Raw genomic sequence first — 18,634 nt, 5'->3', positions numbered from 1 at the left:
CTTTTGGACGCCGATCACCCCGCTAACCGGGTTCCTTTTGCACGCCGATCCACACGCAATTTGGGGATGCGCAGTTCGACAGTCCCGGCGCGGGTGTGCCAGTCGCGCTCGCGGTGGCCATTGCGCTGGGCAAGCCGCGTCGGCGACTTCTCGCCATAGCCAGCGCCGGTTAGGCCGCCAACTTCGATCTCCATCAGCCGCTCGGCAGCAAACGAGATCATATCGCGCAAAATATCCGCATCAGGGGTCTTTTCCAGCAGCGAGCGCAGGTGCATCATGGGGTCGGTCATCGTGGTTCCTTCAAGGTCGGAGTTTCGCAACCCAAACCTATCCGAAAATCACGGTGACCACCCGCGCCACTGGCCGGCCGCTACAGCGCGATATGGAAAGCGCGCGTCCGGCCAGCAGCGCTACCCTCGAAACCTACACCACGTCCCGGGACGCGATCATATCCACCGGTCAGAGCAGGCAGAACGTCCAACGGGATAGGGCGGCTAGTTGGGGCCGACGGATAGAGCAAAAAATCAGGCACACCGTACGCGACTTGTCGCCACCAAAAGCCAAGAGAAGCCGCGCCTTTGAGGGAATCGTCGCTTTTCAGGTAGACTGATTTGCGGCCGCTCGGTGCAAATCACTCTGATTTGATGGCCAGATAGAACGGCCGATTGCCTGGCGCCTTGCGGCATAGCGCCGCGCGTTCGCGTAAATCACGTCGATTTGCCGTCAAGCGTCCCGCACCTGCGCTTGCCAAAGCAACCAACCTATAATATTTATAGGGTATGACGAAGCCGGTCCCCATGCGGATGAACGATGCAACGGCGCTAAAAGTCCTACGCGAAATTGCCCAGGACAGTGCCCGCGTCATCTTCACCCATCACGCCCGGCATCGCATGCGGCAACGCAAGGTTTCGCTGTCGCAGGTTCTGACTTGCCTGCAACACGGGATCGCCAGCGAGCCGGTGGCGCTGGACATGCATGGGAACTGGAAACTGACCGTGACGCATCGGATCGCGGGCAAGGATCTGGACGTGGCGGTGGCAATCGATGTTCCCAACCGGGCGATCGTCATCACCGTTTTTTAAAGGAGGCGAGCATGTATCATTATCGGGAATGCGGCCTTCGCAACGTCTGGCTGGCGAACGGCTATGACGAACACGACACCCCTTATGGGCCTGGTATCGCCATCCACGATCTGGAAGGCCTGCACCACGCCATTGCGCGCGGGCTGGTGAACAAGGGCGGAAAGCTGACCGGCACCGAATTGCGATTCCTGCGCCAGGAAATGGGGCTGAGCCAGGCCAAGCTGGCCGCCATGCTGGGCAATGAAGCACAGACAGTTGCGCTATGGGAAAAACGGGGCGGCCAGCCAAAGATTGCGGACCGGTTTATTCGCGCAATCTATCGGGAATTGAACGAGGGCAATGCTCATATCCGCGAAATGATCGAGCGGCTGGCGGATTCCGATCTGGACGACAGCGATGCCCGCATTACGCTTGCGCAGGACAATGGCGGGTGGAAGGTTGCTGCGTAATGTTCTCCCAGCGGGACCAATATTTGATGTGACGCAACAGAGAGGTCGGTAACGTGGCTGCAACGAATGATTGGGTGGCAAACTACACTGCGCCTGACCCATGCCATAATCTGGATATCGTGGAAAAATTCGAGAAAATCTAGATTTTACAGCCTGCGGTCTAAAAAGCGTTAAATTATGTGCCGTCACAATTAGCCGGGTGCGCGGAAATATTAATTTGGTGAACGGTTGTCGGAAAAACTTTCTGGACGGTTTGCATGAGAAAGCTTCGATCTTCTTATTTGATGACCGGTTATTGTATTGGAATTTTAATAAATTCTACTTGGGCTCAAGCAGAGGATGTCGGAAAATCTACCGATAAAATTTTGAATGATCCTCGATGTGAGTTGCACATCTGGCCAACTGAAGCGCATCATGCCTTCTTTGGATTCCAATTTAACGGTTTGGTCGGTGCAATTGTCGATTCCGTAGGGTCGCCATCACACCTATATTCAAATGACGAAATTGAGAAGTTGACTGAATCCTGGCTAGATACGCCATCTCAATTAGCTCTCATAGAAACTGTGGGACTTTCCAAACTCTTAAAATTAGAAGATTACAAAATAGTCGTCGAACAGCCCATGCCTGGCAATCTAGTGAGCATAAGAGCAATGGATGAGCAGCTTCATTCAAATATACCGAATGTTCCCTGTCGAGCAGAATTTAGAATCGTCAGAATCACCTACGAAAAAGATGGCTGGAACAGATCTCTAATTTCTTAGATGATTTATAGACAAATCAAAAATGGTGTTGAAACAAACTACAAAAAAACGTTCCTTCAATTGTCACCGTTAAAAACGTTCCCCCCAAAGACAGTTGCTGACACGGAATCTGCCAAAGAAAATTTGCAGGGCGCTTTTAAAAGAAATATCGAAATGTTCGTGGCTAAGAAAATTTTAAATTAAGCTACGGCCCGTTTGTCCGCGTTCATCGACACCACGTTGCCTGCTGCATCGCAAAGCGACGGTGCAACGTGGCGGCCCCACGCATCCATCAGCGCGCGGCGCATGTCCCGCAGGTCTGTCCGTAGATAGGCCTGCTCGGTCGCGCTACCGACGCGGTGGGCCAGCGCCATTTCGGCGACCATCGCAGGGATGGTAGGCATCTTTTCCGCGGCCCAATCTCGGAATGCAGAGCGGAAGCCATGCACCGTTTCGGTGCGGCCAGCCAACCGCAGCACTTTGCTTAGCGACATATCAGACAAAGGCTTGCCAGGTTTTGAGCCGGGGAAGATCAGGCCTTCGCGCTGTTCCTTGGGGGCCATTCGTTCAAGGATGGCAATCGCCGCGTCGTTCAGAGTCGCAACGTGCGCAACATCGCTCTTCATGTCGTCGGCCGTGCGCGCCCAAGTTCGCCCCTCAAGATCGATTTTGTCCCACGTGGCAAGGCGAACCTCGCCAGAGCGTGCGCTGGTCAGGATGGCAAATAGCAACGCCAAACGGCTGGTCACCTGGTCCTTGACCAGTTGATCGGCCACAAAGTCGGGCACGTCGACAAACGGGACTGCGGCAAAATTTCCGCCTCGTGGTTGCTTTGAAAGACCGGTGCGCAGTTCGCGCGCATCGGGCAGGGAATCGGTCCGCCAGCCACGCGCCTTGGCAAAGGCCAGCACTTGCATGATCCGGGCGCGGACCTTGCGCGCCATCACCGGCTTGTCGGTCCAGATCGGGGCCAGCGCGTTGATGATGTCAGCCGCGCCGATGGTATCCACTTTCATTGCGCCAAGCTTCGGGTTTGCGTGTTCCACCAGCGAGGCTTTGAAGGCATCGGCGGTGCGCGCTGCCCAACCGGACGAAAGCGCTTGGTGTGCCGTTTTCACTGCCTCGGCAAAGGTCGGGATCGCGCGGCGTTCCTTGTCTCGCTCGGCAACGGGGTTGGCGCCGGCCTTGGCCAGTTCGCGCAGCGCAGCGGCTTTCTTGCGCGCTTCCGCCAGAGACAGCGACTTGCGCAGCATCAGGGACGTATCGGCCACCGGGTCGTGGTCACCAAAAGCCTCATGCGCCGCCCTGTCAACATCGACAGCGCCCAGGCCAATGTCGCGGCGCTTACCGCCCACTTGCACCCGCAGCATCCAGAACCGGGCGCCTGACGGCTTCACAAGCAGGAACAGACCATCGCCATCCTGAAAGATGGCTTTCGTCGGCTTTCCGTCTGCGCCCGTGCCGGGCCTCGTGTTGCGCACTTTGGTCGACGTCAGTTTGCCCATACCGGTCCCCACATTCGTCCCCACACTATGATCCGGTTTCAGGTGGATTTCAATGGTGATAAGCGGAAGGGCGATTTCATAAAATCCTTTATTATTAGAAGCTTGATGGACACTTCAGGACATCGTTGGTCGCAAACGATAATCCTCGCGGGGCATCCATTTTCCCGACATCACCCGCCATCCTGTCCGCGCGATGCCTCGCGCAAGCGACAGGTTACGTCTGCCCGCGCCTTCGGTTCAGACGAAGCTGGCGTTCTGTTCGGTAAAGCTGGCGAGCGATACGTTTTTCAGCGTGATGACGTCGCCGGGGTCGAGCGTGATGGTCAGGTCGGCGCCCTGTTGCATGGTTGCGCCCAGCACGTGGGCCCAGTCGGCGAACACGCCGTGGTCGAACTGGATCACATCGTGGCTGGCGCCGCTGGCAGTAAAGCGTTCGACCGATTCCAGCCCGAACCCGGCGTGAAAGGCAAAGGTATCAGCCCCGGCGCCGCCATACAGCGTATCGCCCGCCCCGCCGATCAGCGTGTCGCCAGCAGAATTGGCGATCACCACGCGGCTGCCGGGGCTGCCATCCAGCACGGTGGCGGTTGTTCCGGCATATTCGATGATCGTACCGGTGTGGCCGTCAGAGGCAACGACCAGGCCCGCTGCGGGCAGGCTGCCCGATGCGCCGGCGGGCATGAATGCCCCGGCCAGCGTCAGGGTCATCGCATGTACACCATCGGTCAGCGTCAGTTGTGCGGCGGTGCCTGCGTCGTTTTCGGTAAACGTGCCGGTGATCCTGCTGCTGTCGAGATCGGTCACGTCGATCGCATTGCCGATCCGTGCAAAATTGACGATCGTATCGCCGCTGATGACCGCCGCCGTATCGGTGAGCGTGTCGTATCCTGCATCGGCGGCCACCATGGTCAGTTTGCCGTGCGCGCCGCCGGTGATCGTCTGGTACGCCCCGCCGGCGGTCACCGTGTCATAGCCAAAACCCTGATCGACGATGGTCAACCCGGCCTGGGCATTGGCGGTGAAGGTATAGGCGTATTTGGTCGCGCCCAGCGTAACGGTGGATATCCCGCTGTCGGCGGCGTTCATCGTGGCGGTGCCGCCGCCGCGAATGGTCAGCGTGGTCATGCCGCTGCCGCCATGGATCAGTGCGCCGGCGCTGGTGGCCTTGGCATTGATGATGGCGGTGCCGGTGCCGGCGTTGACGGTTTCGGTGCTGCTGCCCAGGTTCACCGTATCGGTGCCGGCGCCTAGGTTGAACACCACGCTGTCCTTTGAACCGTTCAGCGTGATGGCATTGCCGCTGGCATTGGCTGGCGGCGCCAGCACCACGATCGTGGAGGTCATGCCGGCGCGGGTGGTTATCGTCTGGCTGATGCCTTCGAACACATCGATGGTCTGGAAATTGGTCAGCGTGGATGGCCGCGACAGCCTGAATGCGCCCCCGTCCTTCAGCACCAGCGTATTGGCTCCGCCGCCACCGTTGAGCGATGTCGTCGCTTTCAGGTTGGCGGTGGTCAACGTCACGGTATCATCGCCCGAACTGCCGGTCACGCCGGTCACGTTGCTGTTCAACGTCAGGTCGGTCGCCTGCGTCAGCACGACATGCACCCGCACTGTTGCCGGGTTCAGCACCGCCTTGCCGCCGGTGGTGATTTCCAGAATATCGGCGCCGGTGCCGCCATAGACCAGCGCGCCCGCATTGGCCGCGCTGACCTGGGCGGTCACGCTGGCGGCCTTGCAGATCAGCGTGTCCTTGGCCGAATTCAGCGCGATAATGTCCGCGGTGGTGGAATTGTCGGTGATCACCACGCCGCCCTGGCTGGTGGTGACCAGATTGTACGCCACCGCCGCTGCCGCCAGCTTGATCAGCGTGATCCCGCTGTCGGCGGCGTTCAGCGCAACCAGGCCGCCGCCCGAAATGCCCAGCGTGGTGGTGCTGCCATGCCCCATGACCAATGCGCCGGCGGTTGCAGCGGTCATGTTGACCAGCGCCGGGCCGCCGCCGCCATTGACGGTTTCGGCTGCGCTGCCCAGCGTTATGACATCGGCGCCGCTGCCCAGGTTGAACACATCGGCATCGTTGCCGCCGAACAGATAGATCTGCCCGCCGGCGACGCTGGTAACATTGACGGTTACGTTCAGGCCGGACCGCATCGTCACGGTCTGCCACGCCAGCCCCGCCAGTTCGGTGGCGGTGACCGTCGCGATGCCGGTCAGCGTGGTGGGCGCGGTCAGATCAAAGGTGCCGGCGCCCTGCAGGTCCAGCGTGTTGCTGCCGCCACTGCCGGCATCGATCAGGTCCCCGGATGACAGCGTCGCGCTGGTGGCGACGATCGTGTTCGCCGCCGCATCGCCGGTTACCGTGTCGGGATCGATGGTCAGGGTATAGGTCTGGCCGGCAGGCATCAGGATGGAACCTCGAATAGATCTGGCTGCACGTCTGACCGTCCGGTGGTTTCGCCCTGCCGATACCAGCAGAACACCACCCCCGCGGGCGTGGTTTCAGGGCGTCGCGCACAGGTCGCCAGTGTGCAGGCAACGCTATCGCACTGTAACCCTACGGTCATGTGACAGTTGCGCGGTCGGGTGGCTGTGCCGTGGTCTTTGCGCAAAGCCGGCTGATGATGGCGCCGGAACATTTTATTTTGGCAATCAAGGGGCTGCAACGCCGCTGCCTGTGCCTGGCACAGGCCTGTGTGCGACTGTCTGCACGACGGTGCCAGGGGCGGTTCCGCAGTCATCGCCTGTGCGGACACTGTCGCCTGACTGACCCCCCATAATTGGCATAACTATCTATATCTATAAGATAAAATAAGAATAATTCGTCAACCAACGGCGGTGCGCGAGTGTCGGCGGCCATGCTCGTTCTTGCGGATCCTGTGCCATTCCGTTCACCGGCAAAGCATCCTTTCACGCCCTTCAGGGCAGGCGCACCCATTCTCGAAAGTCATATGACTGTCGCAAATCAATGCGACCGGCGGCCCACGACGATGCGCTGTGACCCGACCGGGCCGCGGCGTGTCCCATGATCATGGTTCGCAGGGGGTCCTCATGCCATTCAAATCGCTTAAACTCGTATCCGCCTCGGTGCTCAGCCTGTGCCTGTGGGCGCCACACGCTGCTTTCGCCGCCGAAACGGCCGAAAAGGTTGAGGCGCCGGAAAGCGCGGAAACCGAACAGGCGGAAAAGGCCAATTCGATCGTCGTCACCGCCCAGCGGCAGGAAGACCTGTCGCGCGCGATCCAGAAAATCGCGCCGGTGCTGGTCAACATCCAGTCGATCGAAACAATCAAGAAATACCCTGATTTCAACGCGGCAGAGGCGCTGGGCCGCATCCCTGGCGTTTCGTTGTCGAGCGACACTGGCGAAGGCCGGTTTGTCAACATTCGCGGGATCGATTCAAACCTGAACGGCGCGACCTATGGCGGCGTGTCGCTGGTCGGCACTCACCCCAGCAACACCGTGGCATCGGGCACCGGCCGCGCGGTGGAATTCGACACCGTGCCCACCGGCGCGATCGACGGCCTGGTGGTGTACAAGACGCTGTCGCCCGATCGCGAAGCCGAAGGGCTGGGCGGGCAGATCGACATCACGCCGCGGACCGCCAAAAACGTGACCAAGCCGTTTGTCGAACTGGAACTGGGCGCCGGGTATGAACCGCTCCACAAGAAAGCCGGGCCTTACACCGCCAGCATCGCTGCCGGCGCAAAGCTGGGCGATCTGTCGTTCGTGGTAACCGCGTCGCGCAAGGATGACCGCCGCGCAATCGACGATCTGGAACCAAGCTATGCCGGCGACAAGGTGTTCGACCGCGTCGATTTCCGCCACTATGACTACAGCCGCCGCCGCTTTGGTTATGGCGGGGAACTGGATTACACGCCCAGCACCGACCACACGTATTTTGCGCGGGTGAACGTCGCCGGGTACACCGAATCGCAGTACAAGCAGCACTTCTACGCGCAGTTCGATGGGTCCCCTTCGGCCCCCGATGCCAAGGGCTTTGTCACCGATGTTTTCCAGCCGCAGGTTGATGCGGTCAACACGCAGGAAACATTCCGCAACACGATGGCTGCGGCTGGCGGCGAAGACCATTTCGGTGATCTGGTGATCGATTACCGCGCCAGCTTTGTGCAAGGCACGTACAACCAGGATTACTATACCGAAGCGCGGTTTTATGGCGCCGACAAATATTTCGGCACCTACAACAACAGCAATCCCGATCATTACCAATTCAAACTGTTCAACGATGCGGCACTGACCAGCCCGTTCGTGTCGAACGATGCCACGCAGTATGGCGGCGCCAACGGCAAAGTGAAATTGTCGCGGTTCGGCGAACATGACAACGACCACGAATATGCCGGCGTGTTCAACGCCCGCTATCCGGTTGAATGGTTCGGTGGCACCGGGCAGATCAAGGCCGGGATCAGCATTCGCCGCCGCACCAAAAGCGTCGACGATTTCGGTGGTTCCTCGACCTTTGCCAAAGGCTCAAGCGTGGTTCTGTCGGACTATGCGATGAGCGTGCCGCAGCCCAACAATTATTATTTCGGTCGTTATCCCAGCGCGCCGGTGATCAACCTGGGCGCCATCGCCAATCTGGTGAACACCACCATCCCGACGCTGACCCCGACCATCAGCCGCGATTACCGTGACAAGGAAAACATCACGGCCGGCTACCTGATGTACACAGGCGAATTCGGCAAACTGAACGTGCTGACCGGCGTCCGCATCGAAGCAACCGATGCGACTTATGGCAATTACCTGACCACGACCACTGATGCCGGCGATGTCACGTCATTTGTGAACAACACCAAAAAATACACCAACGTTTTCCCGACCCTGCAGTTCAAGTATTCCTTTAACAACGATCTGCTGCTGCGCGCGACCTACTCGACCGGGATCGCGCGCCCTGGCTTTACCCAGGCGGGTGGAAATGCCGGGGTCGATTTTACCGGAACACGCCCGGTTTATACGGCAGGCAACCCCGATCTGAAACCGACCACCGGCAACAACTTTGACCTGGACCTGGAATATTATCTGCCACACGGCGGGATCATCCAGATCGGCGTGTTCGACAAGGAATTCAAAAACTACATCTTTGCCAAAACGCTGACCCAGCAGACCAACCCGATCTTTGGCGGCGTGAAGGGCGATTACGTCACTTACGTCAACGAAGACGCCTATGCGCGCGGGATCGAACTGGCGTATCAGCAGAAACTGGCGTTCCTGCCCGGCCTGCTGAGCGGGCTTGGCGTCGAAGCCAACCTGACCCTGGTCAAATCGCACTTCCTGGAATACCAGGGTGAATATGCCAGCCTGCCGGGCACGTCCAACGTGACGTGGAACCTTGCCGGGTTTTACGAAAAAGGCCCGATCAATCTGCGCCTGTCGGCCCAGTATGTCAGCGCCAGCCTGTTCGGGTTTGGCGGCGACCGCACCACCGACAACATCCAGGCTGCCCGCACGACGATGGACCTGGCCGGCAGCTACAAGTTCACCAAGAATTATGAAGTGTATTTTGCCGCAAAGAACCTGCTCAACACCGCGCTGCGCTACAACTTTGGCGATGCCGCGCACCCGCAGCAGATCGAATATTACGGCGCCACCTATGAAGCCGGTGTCCGCCTGAAATTCTGATCGTCTGCCACACAGGCGCTTGCAAAAAGGGGGATTCCGGGGCGTCCGGAATCCCCCTTTTTCATGGCGCACCATTTTCGCGGCAGATCGGCCAGTCACGGGTTTGACACCCCCATGCCGCAATGACACCTTGCACGGATAGAAGCAGTGCGTGGGGGCTTTGGTGCGGTTCGGTCGGGTAGTGACGCTTTGCGTGCGGGTTCTGGCGTTGGCAATCATGGCCTTGCCGGTCGCCGCCATGGCCGAAGAACCGCCGTCACTGGCGCTGTATGGCCATTTGCCCGGTTTCGAAATGGCGGCGATATCGCCATCGGGCGATCATATTGCCGTGCTGGCCACGATCGACGGGGCGCGCCTGGTGCTGGTGCTCGATCCCAGATTGCAGGCCACGTTTCAGACACCGATCGGCGCCGACACCAAGATTCGCGGGCTGGACTGGGCGGGTGATCAGGCCGTGCTGATCGATTATTCCAGGACGGTCAATCTGGGTGACGGGTTTACCACCGACAAGGCGGAACTGGGGTCGGTGCTGGTTTTGCCGCTGGATGGATCAAAACCGTGGAACGTGTTTGCCAAAGATGCGGACATGGCCGGCGGCGTGGTGGGCATTTATGGCGTCGTCCGGAAAAACGGCCACTGGGTCGGCTATTTCGGCGGCATCACGCTGGCAAACGACCTTATGAACATTGACCGACGGCTGGTCACGGCCAACCCCGATCTTTACGAAGTCGATTTGCAGACCCGCAAACATCACATCGTGGCCTACCATACCGATGGCGATCACAACTGGCGTAGCTGGCTGATCGACGACAAGGGCGCAATCGGCGCGGTGTTTGATCGCGACAGCGATCATGGCGGTTGGACCCTGACCACCGGCAATGGCCAAAAACTCGCCTCTGGCACCGATCTGGTCGGCAATGTCAGCCTGATCGGATTTTCCCCCGACGGGGCGGGCGTGGTCTATGGTGTGCGCGATGCTGCGTCGGCCACCGACAACTGGTTTACCGTGCCGCTGGCGGGGGCGCGGCGCAGCCCTGGCTTGACGGGGTGGCGATCGATCGCGTGTTTCAGGACAGCGGCCACCGCCTGACCGGCTATATCGAACGCACGGCGGCGGGCAACGGCCACTTTTTCGATCCGCGCCAGGACAAGGTCTATCAGACCACCCGCCGCGCCTTTGGTGACAAACGGGTGCTGCTGACCGACAGCAACGCCGGCTTTGACCGGCTCCTGGTGAAAACCGAAGGTCCGGGCGATCCCGAAACGTGGTGGCTGATCAATATCGCCACCGGCCATGCCGATCCGCTGGGTTATTCCTATGACCTGGCCCCCGGCAATGTCGGCCCGATGACCATGGTGCCCTTTACCGCGGCTGACGGGCTGAAGATGGAGGGCGTGCTGACCCTGCCGCCTGTGACCTTGGCGCCTGGCCGCCCGGCAAAGGGCTTGCCGGCGGTGATTCTGCCGCACGGTGGCCCGGCGGCCTATGACGACATCCGGTTCGACTGGATCGCGCAGGCCTTTGCCTGGCGCGGCTATGCCGTGTTCCAGCCGAATTTCCGCGGTTCAACCGGTTATGGTGTCGCTTTTCAACAGGCGGGCGACGGCGAATGGGGCCGCAAGATGCAGACCGATATTTCCGATGGTCTGGCCGAACTGGTGCGCCAGGGCGTGGTCGATCCGCGTCGGGTGTGCATCGTCGGCGCCAGTTATGGCGGCTATGCGGCGCTGGCCGGGGTCACCTTGCAGCACGGTATCTATCGCTGTGCCGTGGCGATCGCCGGGATCGGCGATCTTGGGCGCATGATCGCCGATGATACCACTGCCAGCAACTCTGACCGGATGCTGATCCGCAATCTGAAGCGCGAGATTGGATCGGGCCGTGATCTGCAGGCGATTTCGCCCGTCCGTTTTGCCGACAAGGCCGATGCCCCGATCCTGTTGATTCACGGCAAGGACGATACCGTCGTCAATTTCAACCAGAGCACCCTGATGGCCGATGCGCTGCGCCGCGCGGGCAAACCGGTGGAATTCGTAACCCTGCTGGCGGAGGACCACTGGCTGTCAAAGGGCGAAACCCGGTTGCAGATGTTGCAGGCCTCGGTCGAATTTGTCACCCGGCACAACCCGCCCGATGCGCCGGCATCGAACCTGCCGGTGCCCGCGACCAGCGCGCACCCCTGACAAAGGTGGCCGCAACGACCCTTTCGCCGTTGCGGCCCCGCGCGCAATCGCCCACAGTCCGCAGCCATGATCAAAGCTGGCCTGTACCACCTCACCCGCTACAACTATTCCAAACCGGTCCGGCTGGGGCCGCAGGTGATCCGGCTGCGGCCGGCGCCGCACAGCCGCACGGCGGTGCCCAATTATGCGCTGAAAATCAGCCCGGCCAACCATTTCATCAATTGGCAACAGGACCCGCTGGGCAATTGGCAGGCACGCGTGGTGTTTCCCGATCCGGTCGACCATTTTTCGATCGAGGTGGATCTGCTGGCCGAACTGGCGGTGATCAACCCGTTCGATTTCTTTGTCGAGGACTACGCCGAAAGCTATCCGTTTGCCTATGACCCGGCGCTGGCAGAGGATCTGGCCGCCTATTTCGAGGTTGAACCGCAAGGCCCGCTGTTTGACGTGCTGTATGACCGGTTTCGCGGGGTCAGCGACCGCACCATCGATTTTCTGGTGGCAATCAACCAGGCCATCAACCAGGCGGTCGGCTATGTCATCCGGCTGGAGGCCGGGGTGCAGGAACCCGAAGAAACGCTGGAGATCGGCAACGGATCGTGCCGCGATTCGGCCTGGCTGATGGTGCAATTGCTGCGCCGGCTGGGGTTCGCCGCGCGGTTTGTATCGGGCTATTCGATTCAGCTGACCCCCGATGTGGCGGCGGTCGATGGCCCGCGCGGGGTGGCCAATGATGTGTGCGACCTGCACGCCTGGACCGAAGTCTATTTGCCGGGTGCGGGCTGGATCGGGCTGGATGCGACCTGGGGGCTGTTCGCGGGCGAAGGCCACATTCCGTTGTGCGCCACCCCGCATTACCGTTCGGCCGCGCCGATAGAGGGCGTAGTGATGGAACAGGTCCACGCCGATTTTCAGTTCCAGATGTCCGTGTCACGCATTGCCGAGGCGGTGCGCATCACCAAACCGTTTACCGATGCGCGCTGGGATGCGGTCCTGGCGCTGGGCGATCAGGTCGATGCCGATCTGGCCACGCACGATGTCCGGCTGACCATGGGGGGCGAACCGACGTTTGTCCGCGATGGCGATTTTGAAGCCGACGAATGGAATGCGGGCGCGGTCGGCCCGACCAAGGCGGTATTTGCCGACCGGTTGATCCGGCTGATGCGCGACCGCTTTGCGCCAGGCTCGCTGCTGCATCACGGGCAGGGCAAATGGTATCCCGGGGAAACCCTGCCGCGCTGGGGCTATTCGCTGTACTGGCGCAAAGATGGCGTGCCGGTGTGGCGCAATGCCGACCTGATCGCGCGCAGCACGCTGCCCGATGCGCCTGCGCAACCCCCGGCCGCCGCGCCTGTGGTCGATGCTGCCGATGCCGAACAGTTCCTGGTGCAGACTGCACAAGCCTTGGGCGTAGACCCGGCGTTCGCGCAGCCGGTTTACGAAGACGCGGTGGAATGGATCGTGCGAGAGGCGCAATTGCCCGCCAACACTGCACCGACCGATCCCATGATCGACGATGCAGAGGAACGCGCGCGGATGATGCGCACGTTTCAGCGCGGGCTGACCCGGCCTGTCGGCTATGTTCTGCCGGTTCAGCGCTGGCAGGCGGCGGCAGTGCACCCGGCGCGCATGTGGCGATCCGAACGGTGGAAAGTGCGGCGCGGGGCGCTGTTCGCGGTGCCGGGCGATGCGGCGCTGGGCTATCGCCTGCCGCTGGGGTCGCTGCCCTATGTGGGCCCAGGCGATTTTCCCTATATCCACCCCCGCGACACCGCCGAACCGCGTGAGGCCCTGCCCGATCTGCGCGCGCAAGTGATCGAACGCGGCGCACAGGTTCGCGATGCCGCCGCGCCGGCGCAACGCTCGGTGGCGGTGGACACGCCGGAATCGAGCGCGACCGGCTATGTCGAACAGACCATGATCGAGGGTGCGGTGCGCACTGCGGTCACCGTCGAACCGCGCGGTGATCATCTGTGCGTGTTCATTCCGCCGGTGGAAACGCTGGAGGATTATCTCGACCTGGTTGCCAGCATCGAACACGTGGCCGAAGCAACCGGCACCCCGGTGCGCATCGAAGGCTATCCCCCGCCGCCCGATCCGCGCCTGACCGTGCTGAAAATCACCCCCGACCCCGGCGTGATCGAGGTCAACATTCACCCTTCCGCATCGTGGCGCGAAACCGTGGCGATTACCGAGGCGTTGTACGATTGCGCGCGCCAGATCGGGCTGACCGCCGACAAGTTCATGATCGATGGCCGCGCCACCGGTACCGGCGGCGGCAACCATATCGTGCTGGGCGGGCCCAGCCTGCTCGATTCGCCGTTCATCCGCCGGCCCGATCTGCTGAAATCGTTCGTGGTTTACTGGCAGCGGCACCCATCGCTCAGCTATCTGTTTTCCGGGCTGTTCATCGGCCCGACCAGCCAGGCGCCGCGCATTGACGAGGCGCGCCATGACGGGCTGTACGAACTGGAAATAGCGCTGGCACAAGTGCCGTCGGCGACTGCGCCAGGATCATCTGGGCCAGGATCATCCGCGCCGCACATTCCGGCGTGGCTGGTCGATCGGCTGTTCCGCAATCTGCTGGTCGATGTGACCGGCAACACGCACCGCACCGAAATCTGCATCGACAAGCTGTTTTCGCCCGATGGCCCCACCGGCCGGCTGGGGCTGGTGGAATTTCGCGGGTTTGAAATGCCGCCCGAACCGCGCATGGCGCTGGCGCAGCAATTGCTGATGCGCGCGCTGGCCGCGTGGTTCTGGCGCGAACCGCTGGCCGGGCCGCCCCAGGCGCCACTGGTGCGGTGGGGCACGCAATTGCACGACCGGTTCATGCTGGGCGAATGCGTGTGGGCCGATTTCTGTGATGTGCTGAACGATCTGCGCGGCGCCGGTTATCACTTTGATCCGGTGTGGTTTGAGGCGCAGCGCCAGTTCCGCTTTCCGGTCCACGGCACGGTTGATGCCGGCGGCGTCACGCTGGAAATCAGCCACGCGCTGGAACCGTGGAATGTGCTGGGCGAAACCGGCGCGATCGGCGGCACCGTGCGCTATGTCGATGCGTCCACCGAACGGCTGCAGGTGCGCGTGACCGGGCTGATGGCGGGGCGCCACGTGGTTACCTGCAACGGCCGGCGCGTGCCGCTGCATGCCACTGCGGTGCCGGGTGAAAGCGTCGGTGGCGTGCGGTACAAGGCGTGGCAACCGGCCAATTGCCTGCATCCGCAAATGCCGCCGCATGCCCCGCTGACCTTCGATGTCTATGATACCTGGTCGGGGCGGTCGCTGGGCGGGTGCGTCTATCACGTCGCGCATCCCGGCGGGCGCCATTACGATACGGTGCCCGTCAATGCCTATGAGGCCGAAGCGCGACGGCTTGCCCGTTTCCAGCCTTACGGTCATAGTCCCGGCACGCTGGCCCCGCCGCCGGCCGAACACCCGGGAGAGTTTCCGATGACGCTCGATCTGCGTCGCCCCGCCTGGCTGGCCTGATTTTTGGCAACCAGGACCACCTCTTCCCCGCCAACGCCGGCGGCGCGTGCCCGGCTGACCGATTATCCGGTCGGCGCCGACGCGCTCGATCTGTACCGCATGGCGCCGGCCCCGGTTGCGGCGCAGTGGCAGGCGATGGCCACCGGGCTGACTGCCTTGCGCGAAGACGCGGGGATTTCGGTGGCGGAGATGGTTGCGCGCCAGATCCAGGAATTCGGCCTCAGCTTTCGCATGACCGGCGATTCGGAAGAACGGCCCTGGCCACTGTCGCCGATGCCGCTGGTGATCGGTGCCGCGCAGTGGAGCACAATCGAACGCGGGCTGATCCAGCGTGCCGAATTGATCGAGGCGGTCACCGCCGACATTTACGGGCCGCAACGGCTGATTGCCGATGGCCATCTGCCCGCCACGCTGGTCGCCGGCAGCCGCTTTTTCACGCGTAAGGTGATTGGCGCCCGGGCCGGCCGCAACGCTGATGGCACACCGCAGGGCAATGGCCATTTCCTGTCGGTCTATGCCGCCGATCTGGTGTGCGGGCCGGGCGGGCAGTGGCGCGTGCAGGGGGATCGGCTGCGGCTGGCCAATGGCGTGGGTTATGCGCTGGAAAACCGGCTGGCGCTGTCGCGCAGCACCGGCGCGCTGCTGGGCGATGTGCATGTGCGGCGGCTCGCGCAGTTTTTTGCCGATCTGCGCAGCGGCATGGCGCGTGCCTGTTCGCGCGAATCGCCGCGCATCGCACTGCTCACCCCCGGCCGGCTCAACCAGTCCTATCCCGAACAGGCGCACCTGGCGCGCTATCTGGGTTTCCCGCTGGTCGAAGGCCGCGATCTGACGGTCAGCGATGACCGGCTTTATGTGCGTACTATTGCCGGGCCCAAACGCATTGATGCGCTGTGGCGGTGGATCGATACCAACGCGCTGGACCCGCTGGCGTTCGATGCGCGCAGCGAAATCGGCGTGCCCGACGGGTTTGAGGCGTGGTTGCGCGGCGGGGTCGAACTGATCAACGCGCCGGGCGCGGAAGTGCTTGAATCACCTGCCTTTGCCGCATTCCTGCCACATCTGTGCGGCGTGTTGCGCGATGAAGCGCCGATCCTGCCCAATGTCGCCACCTGGTGGTGCGGTCAGCCCGATCAGGCCGCCGCGGTGCGCGACCGGCTGGATGAACTGGTGGTGACATCGGCGTTCGGGCGCAAGGTCGAAGGCCTGCCCGCCGGGCATGGTCTGGCCGGGGGGACGCTGTCACGGCTGACCCGCGAAACCCTGCTGGCGGCGATGGAGCGCCGCCCGCTCGATTATTGCGGGCAGGAAATCGTCCGGCTGGCGACCACCCCGGCATTGATCGACGAACGCTTTGCCCCGCGTGCGTTCACCCTGCGCGCGTTCGTCGCGCGCGATGGCAATGGGCAATGGACCGTCATGCCCGGCGGCTTTGCGCGGCTGTCTTCAACCGACCAGATGCAAAGTGGCTGGATGGGCGAAGGCGACATGTCCGCCGATGTGTGCATCGTCGATGACGTGCCCGATGAAGCGCAGAATCAGGCGTCCGGCGCCGGAGCCCGCGCAGCGCTGGTATCGACCCGGCTGGACCAGGCGTCCAAAGTGCGGCGCGGTGGCGGCATCCTGGCCAGCCAGGCGGCGGACAATCTGTTCTGGTTTGCCCGCTATGCCGAACGTGCGGAAATTACGCTGCGGGTCATCCGCGCGGTGCTGGGCAGCATGATCGAGGTCGATGCCTCGGCCGGGAACAATCCCGAAGCGGTGGCGGCGCTGCTGGGTCTGCTGGTTGAATGGGGCGTGGTGTCGCGCGCCACCGCGCGGTTGCCAGTGGCGCAGGCGGCACATGCGGCGCTGGCAGAAACCACGCTGGCGGGCGGGGTGGGCACCATTTTCGCGCGGTTCCGCAACGCCGGGCTGACCTTGCGCGACCGGCTGACCCCTGATTTCTGGCGCGTGGTCAGCCGTTCGCTGCCGCCGCTCGATTCGCATCGGCCAGGGGCACTGTTGCGCGTGGCGCGCGAATTGATCGAACGTCTGAACGGGCTGTCGGGGCTGGTGGCGGAAAATTTCAACCGTGGGCCGTCATGGCGCTTTCTTGATCTGGGGCGGCGGCTGGAACGCGCGCTGGGCATCTGCGCCACGGTCGAAGTGCTGGGCGGCGATGATGCAGAGGCGCTGGGCGTGCTGCTGGATCTGTCAGACAACCAGATCACCTATCGCGCGCGCTATCTGACCGGGCCGGCGCGCGATCCGGTGCTTGATCTGCTGCTGCTCGATCCCGACAACCCGCGCAGCCTGATGTTTCAGGTCAACGCCATGTGTGACCACATTGCCGCACTGCCCAGCCTGAACGAAGACATGATGCCCGAACCGCCGCTGTTGCAGGCGCAGGCCCTGCAGGGGCAGTTGCGTGGCGTGACGATCGACCTGTTTGACGAAGCCCTGCGCCAGGATGTTGAACAGCAGCTGCTGACACTGTCGGACACCATCGCCGCGCGCTATTTTCTGCAATACGAAAAAGACCGCAGCACCGGCGGCGCGACGCTGCTCGCCTGATGTTGTATGACATCCGCCACCTGACCACGGTCAAATATGCCAGCCCGGTGCGGCTGGCGCGGTTCAACCTGCGGCTGCGCCCGGCGCCGTGGCCGGGGCAGGTGGTCGACCGGTTCCGGCTGACGATCGACCCGGTGCCATGGTCGATTCAGGAAGAGGCAGGGCCGTTTATCGTCAACCGCAGCCGGCTGACCATCCGTGACCCGCTGTCAAAACTGCGCATAGAAAGCCGTTTTCGCGTCGATGTGTCAGAACCGTCGCTGATCGCCGCGATGTACCTGCCCGAACTGGCCGGCACCGGCGCAGACCCGGTGATGGGCGGGCCGACCGTGGCGCAAGTGCGCACCCGCGCCGCGCAGAACCGCGATCTGACCGCGATGGGCCCGGCCAGCTATCTTTATCCGTCGCAGATGGCGCCCAGTTCGCCCGCGATCGCGGCGTGGGCACTGCCGTTTTTTCCCACCCAGCAGGGCGTGCTGGCTGCGGGCGCGGCACTGATGCGCGCGATCCACAACGAATTTACCTATGATGGCGCCGCCACCACCACCAAAACGCTGCCCGAACAGGCGTTTCAGGCGCGACACGGCGTGTGCCAGGATTTTGCGCATGTGATGATTGTGGCGGCGCGCGCGCACGGCATCCCCGCCGCCTACGTCAGCGGCTATTTGCGTACCATCCCGCCGCCGGGCAAACCCCGGCTGGTGGGCGCCGATGCCACCCATGCCTGGGCCAGCCTGTGGTGCGGTGAAGAACTGGGCTGGGTCGGGTTCGATCCGACCAATGACACGTTGGCGCGGTCGGACCATATCTTTACCGCGATGGGGCGCGATTATGCCGATGTCGCCCCGCTGGACGGGGTGTTCCACGGCGGCGCGCGCCAGACCATGACCGTGTCGGTCGATGTCGCGCCGGTTACGGGATAAACCGGAAACTCATACCAACTCGCGCAAAGCGCGACTCATACCGCCCGCCCCGCCTCCCCACCCGAC

The 18,634-nt window shown here is 62.3% G+C and carries 11 protein-coding genes and 1 pseudogene; 9 read left to right on the top strand and 3 right to left on the bottom strand.

Translation table 11 applies throughout. From position 1 onward, the window contains the following. Positions 1–53: 53 nt before the first annotated feature. Positions 54–290 (bottom strand): annotated as a pseudogene (locus ABWP89_RS17530) (transposase); the annotation flags it as partial. A 507-nt stretch (positions 291–797) separates the two neighbouring features. On the opposite strand from ABWP89_RS17530, the gene ABWP89_RS17525 reads away from it, so the two are divergent. From ABWP89_RS17525 to ABWP89_RS17515, 3 genes are all read left to right on the top strand, one after another. Beyond that, positions 798–1,082 (top strand): DUF4258 domain-containing protein, encoded by a 285-nt coding sequence (locus ABWP89_RS17525; RefSeq protein WP_353230936.1) that lies wholly within the window; start codon positions 798–800, stop codon positions 1,080–1,082. An 11-nt stretch (positions 1,083–1,093) separates the two neighbouring features. Further along, positions 1,094–1,531 carry a helix-turn-helix domain-containing protein gene (locus tag ABWP89_RS17520; RefSeq protein ID WP_353230935.1) on the top strand — a complete coding sequence of 146 codons (438 nt, stop codon included), beginning with the start codon at positions 1,094–1,096 and terminating at the stop codon, positions 1,529–1,531. 257 nt (positions 1,532–1,788) lie between these two features. Next, positions 1,789–2,292: a hypothetical protein gene (locus ABWP89_RS17515; protein WP_353230934.1), complete on the top strand. Its 504-nt coding sequence runs from the start codon at positions 1,789–1,791 to the stop codon at positions 2,290–2,292. A 179-nt stretch (positions 2,293–2,471) separates the two neighbouring features. Here ABWP89_RS17515 and ABWP89_RS17510 read toward each other — a convergent pair whose 3' ends face one another. Together ABWP89_RS17510 and ABWP89_RS17505 are read right to left on the bottom strand one after the other, a co-directional pair. Then, a complete protein-coding gene (locus ABWP89_RS17510) occupies positions 2,472–3,776 on the bottom strand; it encodes a tyrosine-type recombinase/integrase (RefSeq protein WP_353230933.1) in 1,305 nt (434 codons plus the stop codon). Between the two features lie 237 nt (positions 3,777–4,013). Beyond that, on the bottom strand, positions 4,014–6,182 hold the full coding sequence (locus tag ABWP89_RS17505) for a beta strand repeat-containing protein (protein WP_353230932.1): 2,169 nt from the start codon (positions 6,180–6,182) through the stop codon (positions 4,014–4,016). Between the two features lie 645 nt (positions 6,183–6,827). On the opposite strand from ABWP89_RS17505, the gene ABWP89_RS17500 reads away from it, so the two are divergent. The 6 genes from ABWP89_RS17500 (at position 6,828) to ABWP89_RS17475 (ending at position 18,568) form a co-directional block, all read left to right on the top strand. Beyond that, complete coding sequence (locus tag ABWP89_RS17500; RefSeq protein ID WP_353230931.1) at positions 6,828–9,413, top strand: TonB-dependent receptor; 2,586 nt, start codon at positions 6,828–6,830, stop codon at positions 9,411–9,413. Between the two features lie 217 nt (positions 9,414–9,630). Next, positions 9,631–10,503, top strand: coding sequence for a hypothetical protein (locus ABWP89_RS17495; RefSeq protein ID WP_353230930.1), 873 nt, complete (start codon positions 9,631–9,633; stop codon positions 10,501–10,503). Beyond that, positions 10,461–11,597 carry an alpha/beta hydrolase family protein gene (locus tag ABWP89_RS17490; RefSeq protein ID WP_353230929.1) on the top strand — a complete coding sequence of 379 codons (1,137 nt, stop codon included), beginning with the start codon at positions 10,461–10,463 and terminating at the stop codon, positions 11,595–11,597. Before ABWP89_RS17495 ends, ABWP89_RS17490 begins: the two co-directional genes overlap by 43 nt. Before the next feature lie 66 nt (positions 11,598–11,663). Continuing rightward, entirely contained in the window at positions 11,664–15,089 is a 3,426-nt protein-coding gene (locus tag ABWP89_RS17485) for a transglutaminase family protein (protein ID WP_353230928.1), read from the top strand. 99 nt (positions 15,090–15,188) lie between these two features. After that, positions 15,189–17,645 carry a circularly permuted type 2 ATP-grasp protein gene (locus tag ABWP89_RS17480; protein WP_502915324.1) on the top strand — a complete coding sequence of 819 codons (2,457 nt, stop codon included), beginning with the start codon at positions 15,189–15,191 and terminating at the stop codon, positions 17,643–17,645. Continuing rightward, entirely contained in the window at positions 17,645–18,568 is a 924-nt protein-coding gene (locus ABWP89_RS17475; RefSeq protein ID WP_353230926.1) for a transglutaminase family protein, read from the top strand. The genes ABWP89_RS17480 and ABWP89_RS17475 overlap by 1 nt, the downstream gene beginning before the upstream one ends. Positions 18,569–18,634 lie beyond the last annotated feature (66 nt).

Source organism: Novosphingobium sp. (genome assembly GCF_040398825.1).
Taxonomy (GTDB): Bacteria; Pseudomonadota; Alphaproteobacteria; order Sphingomonadales; family Sphingomonadaceae; genus Novosphingobium.
Note: the sequence above shows the minus strand (reverse complement) of the source record. Positions and strands in the feature narration are given on the sequence as shown.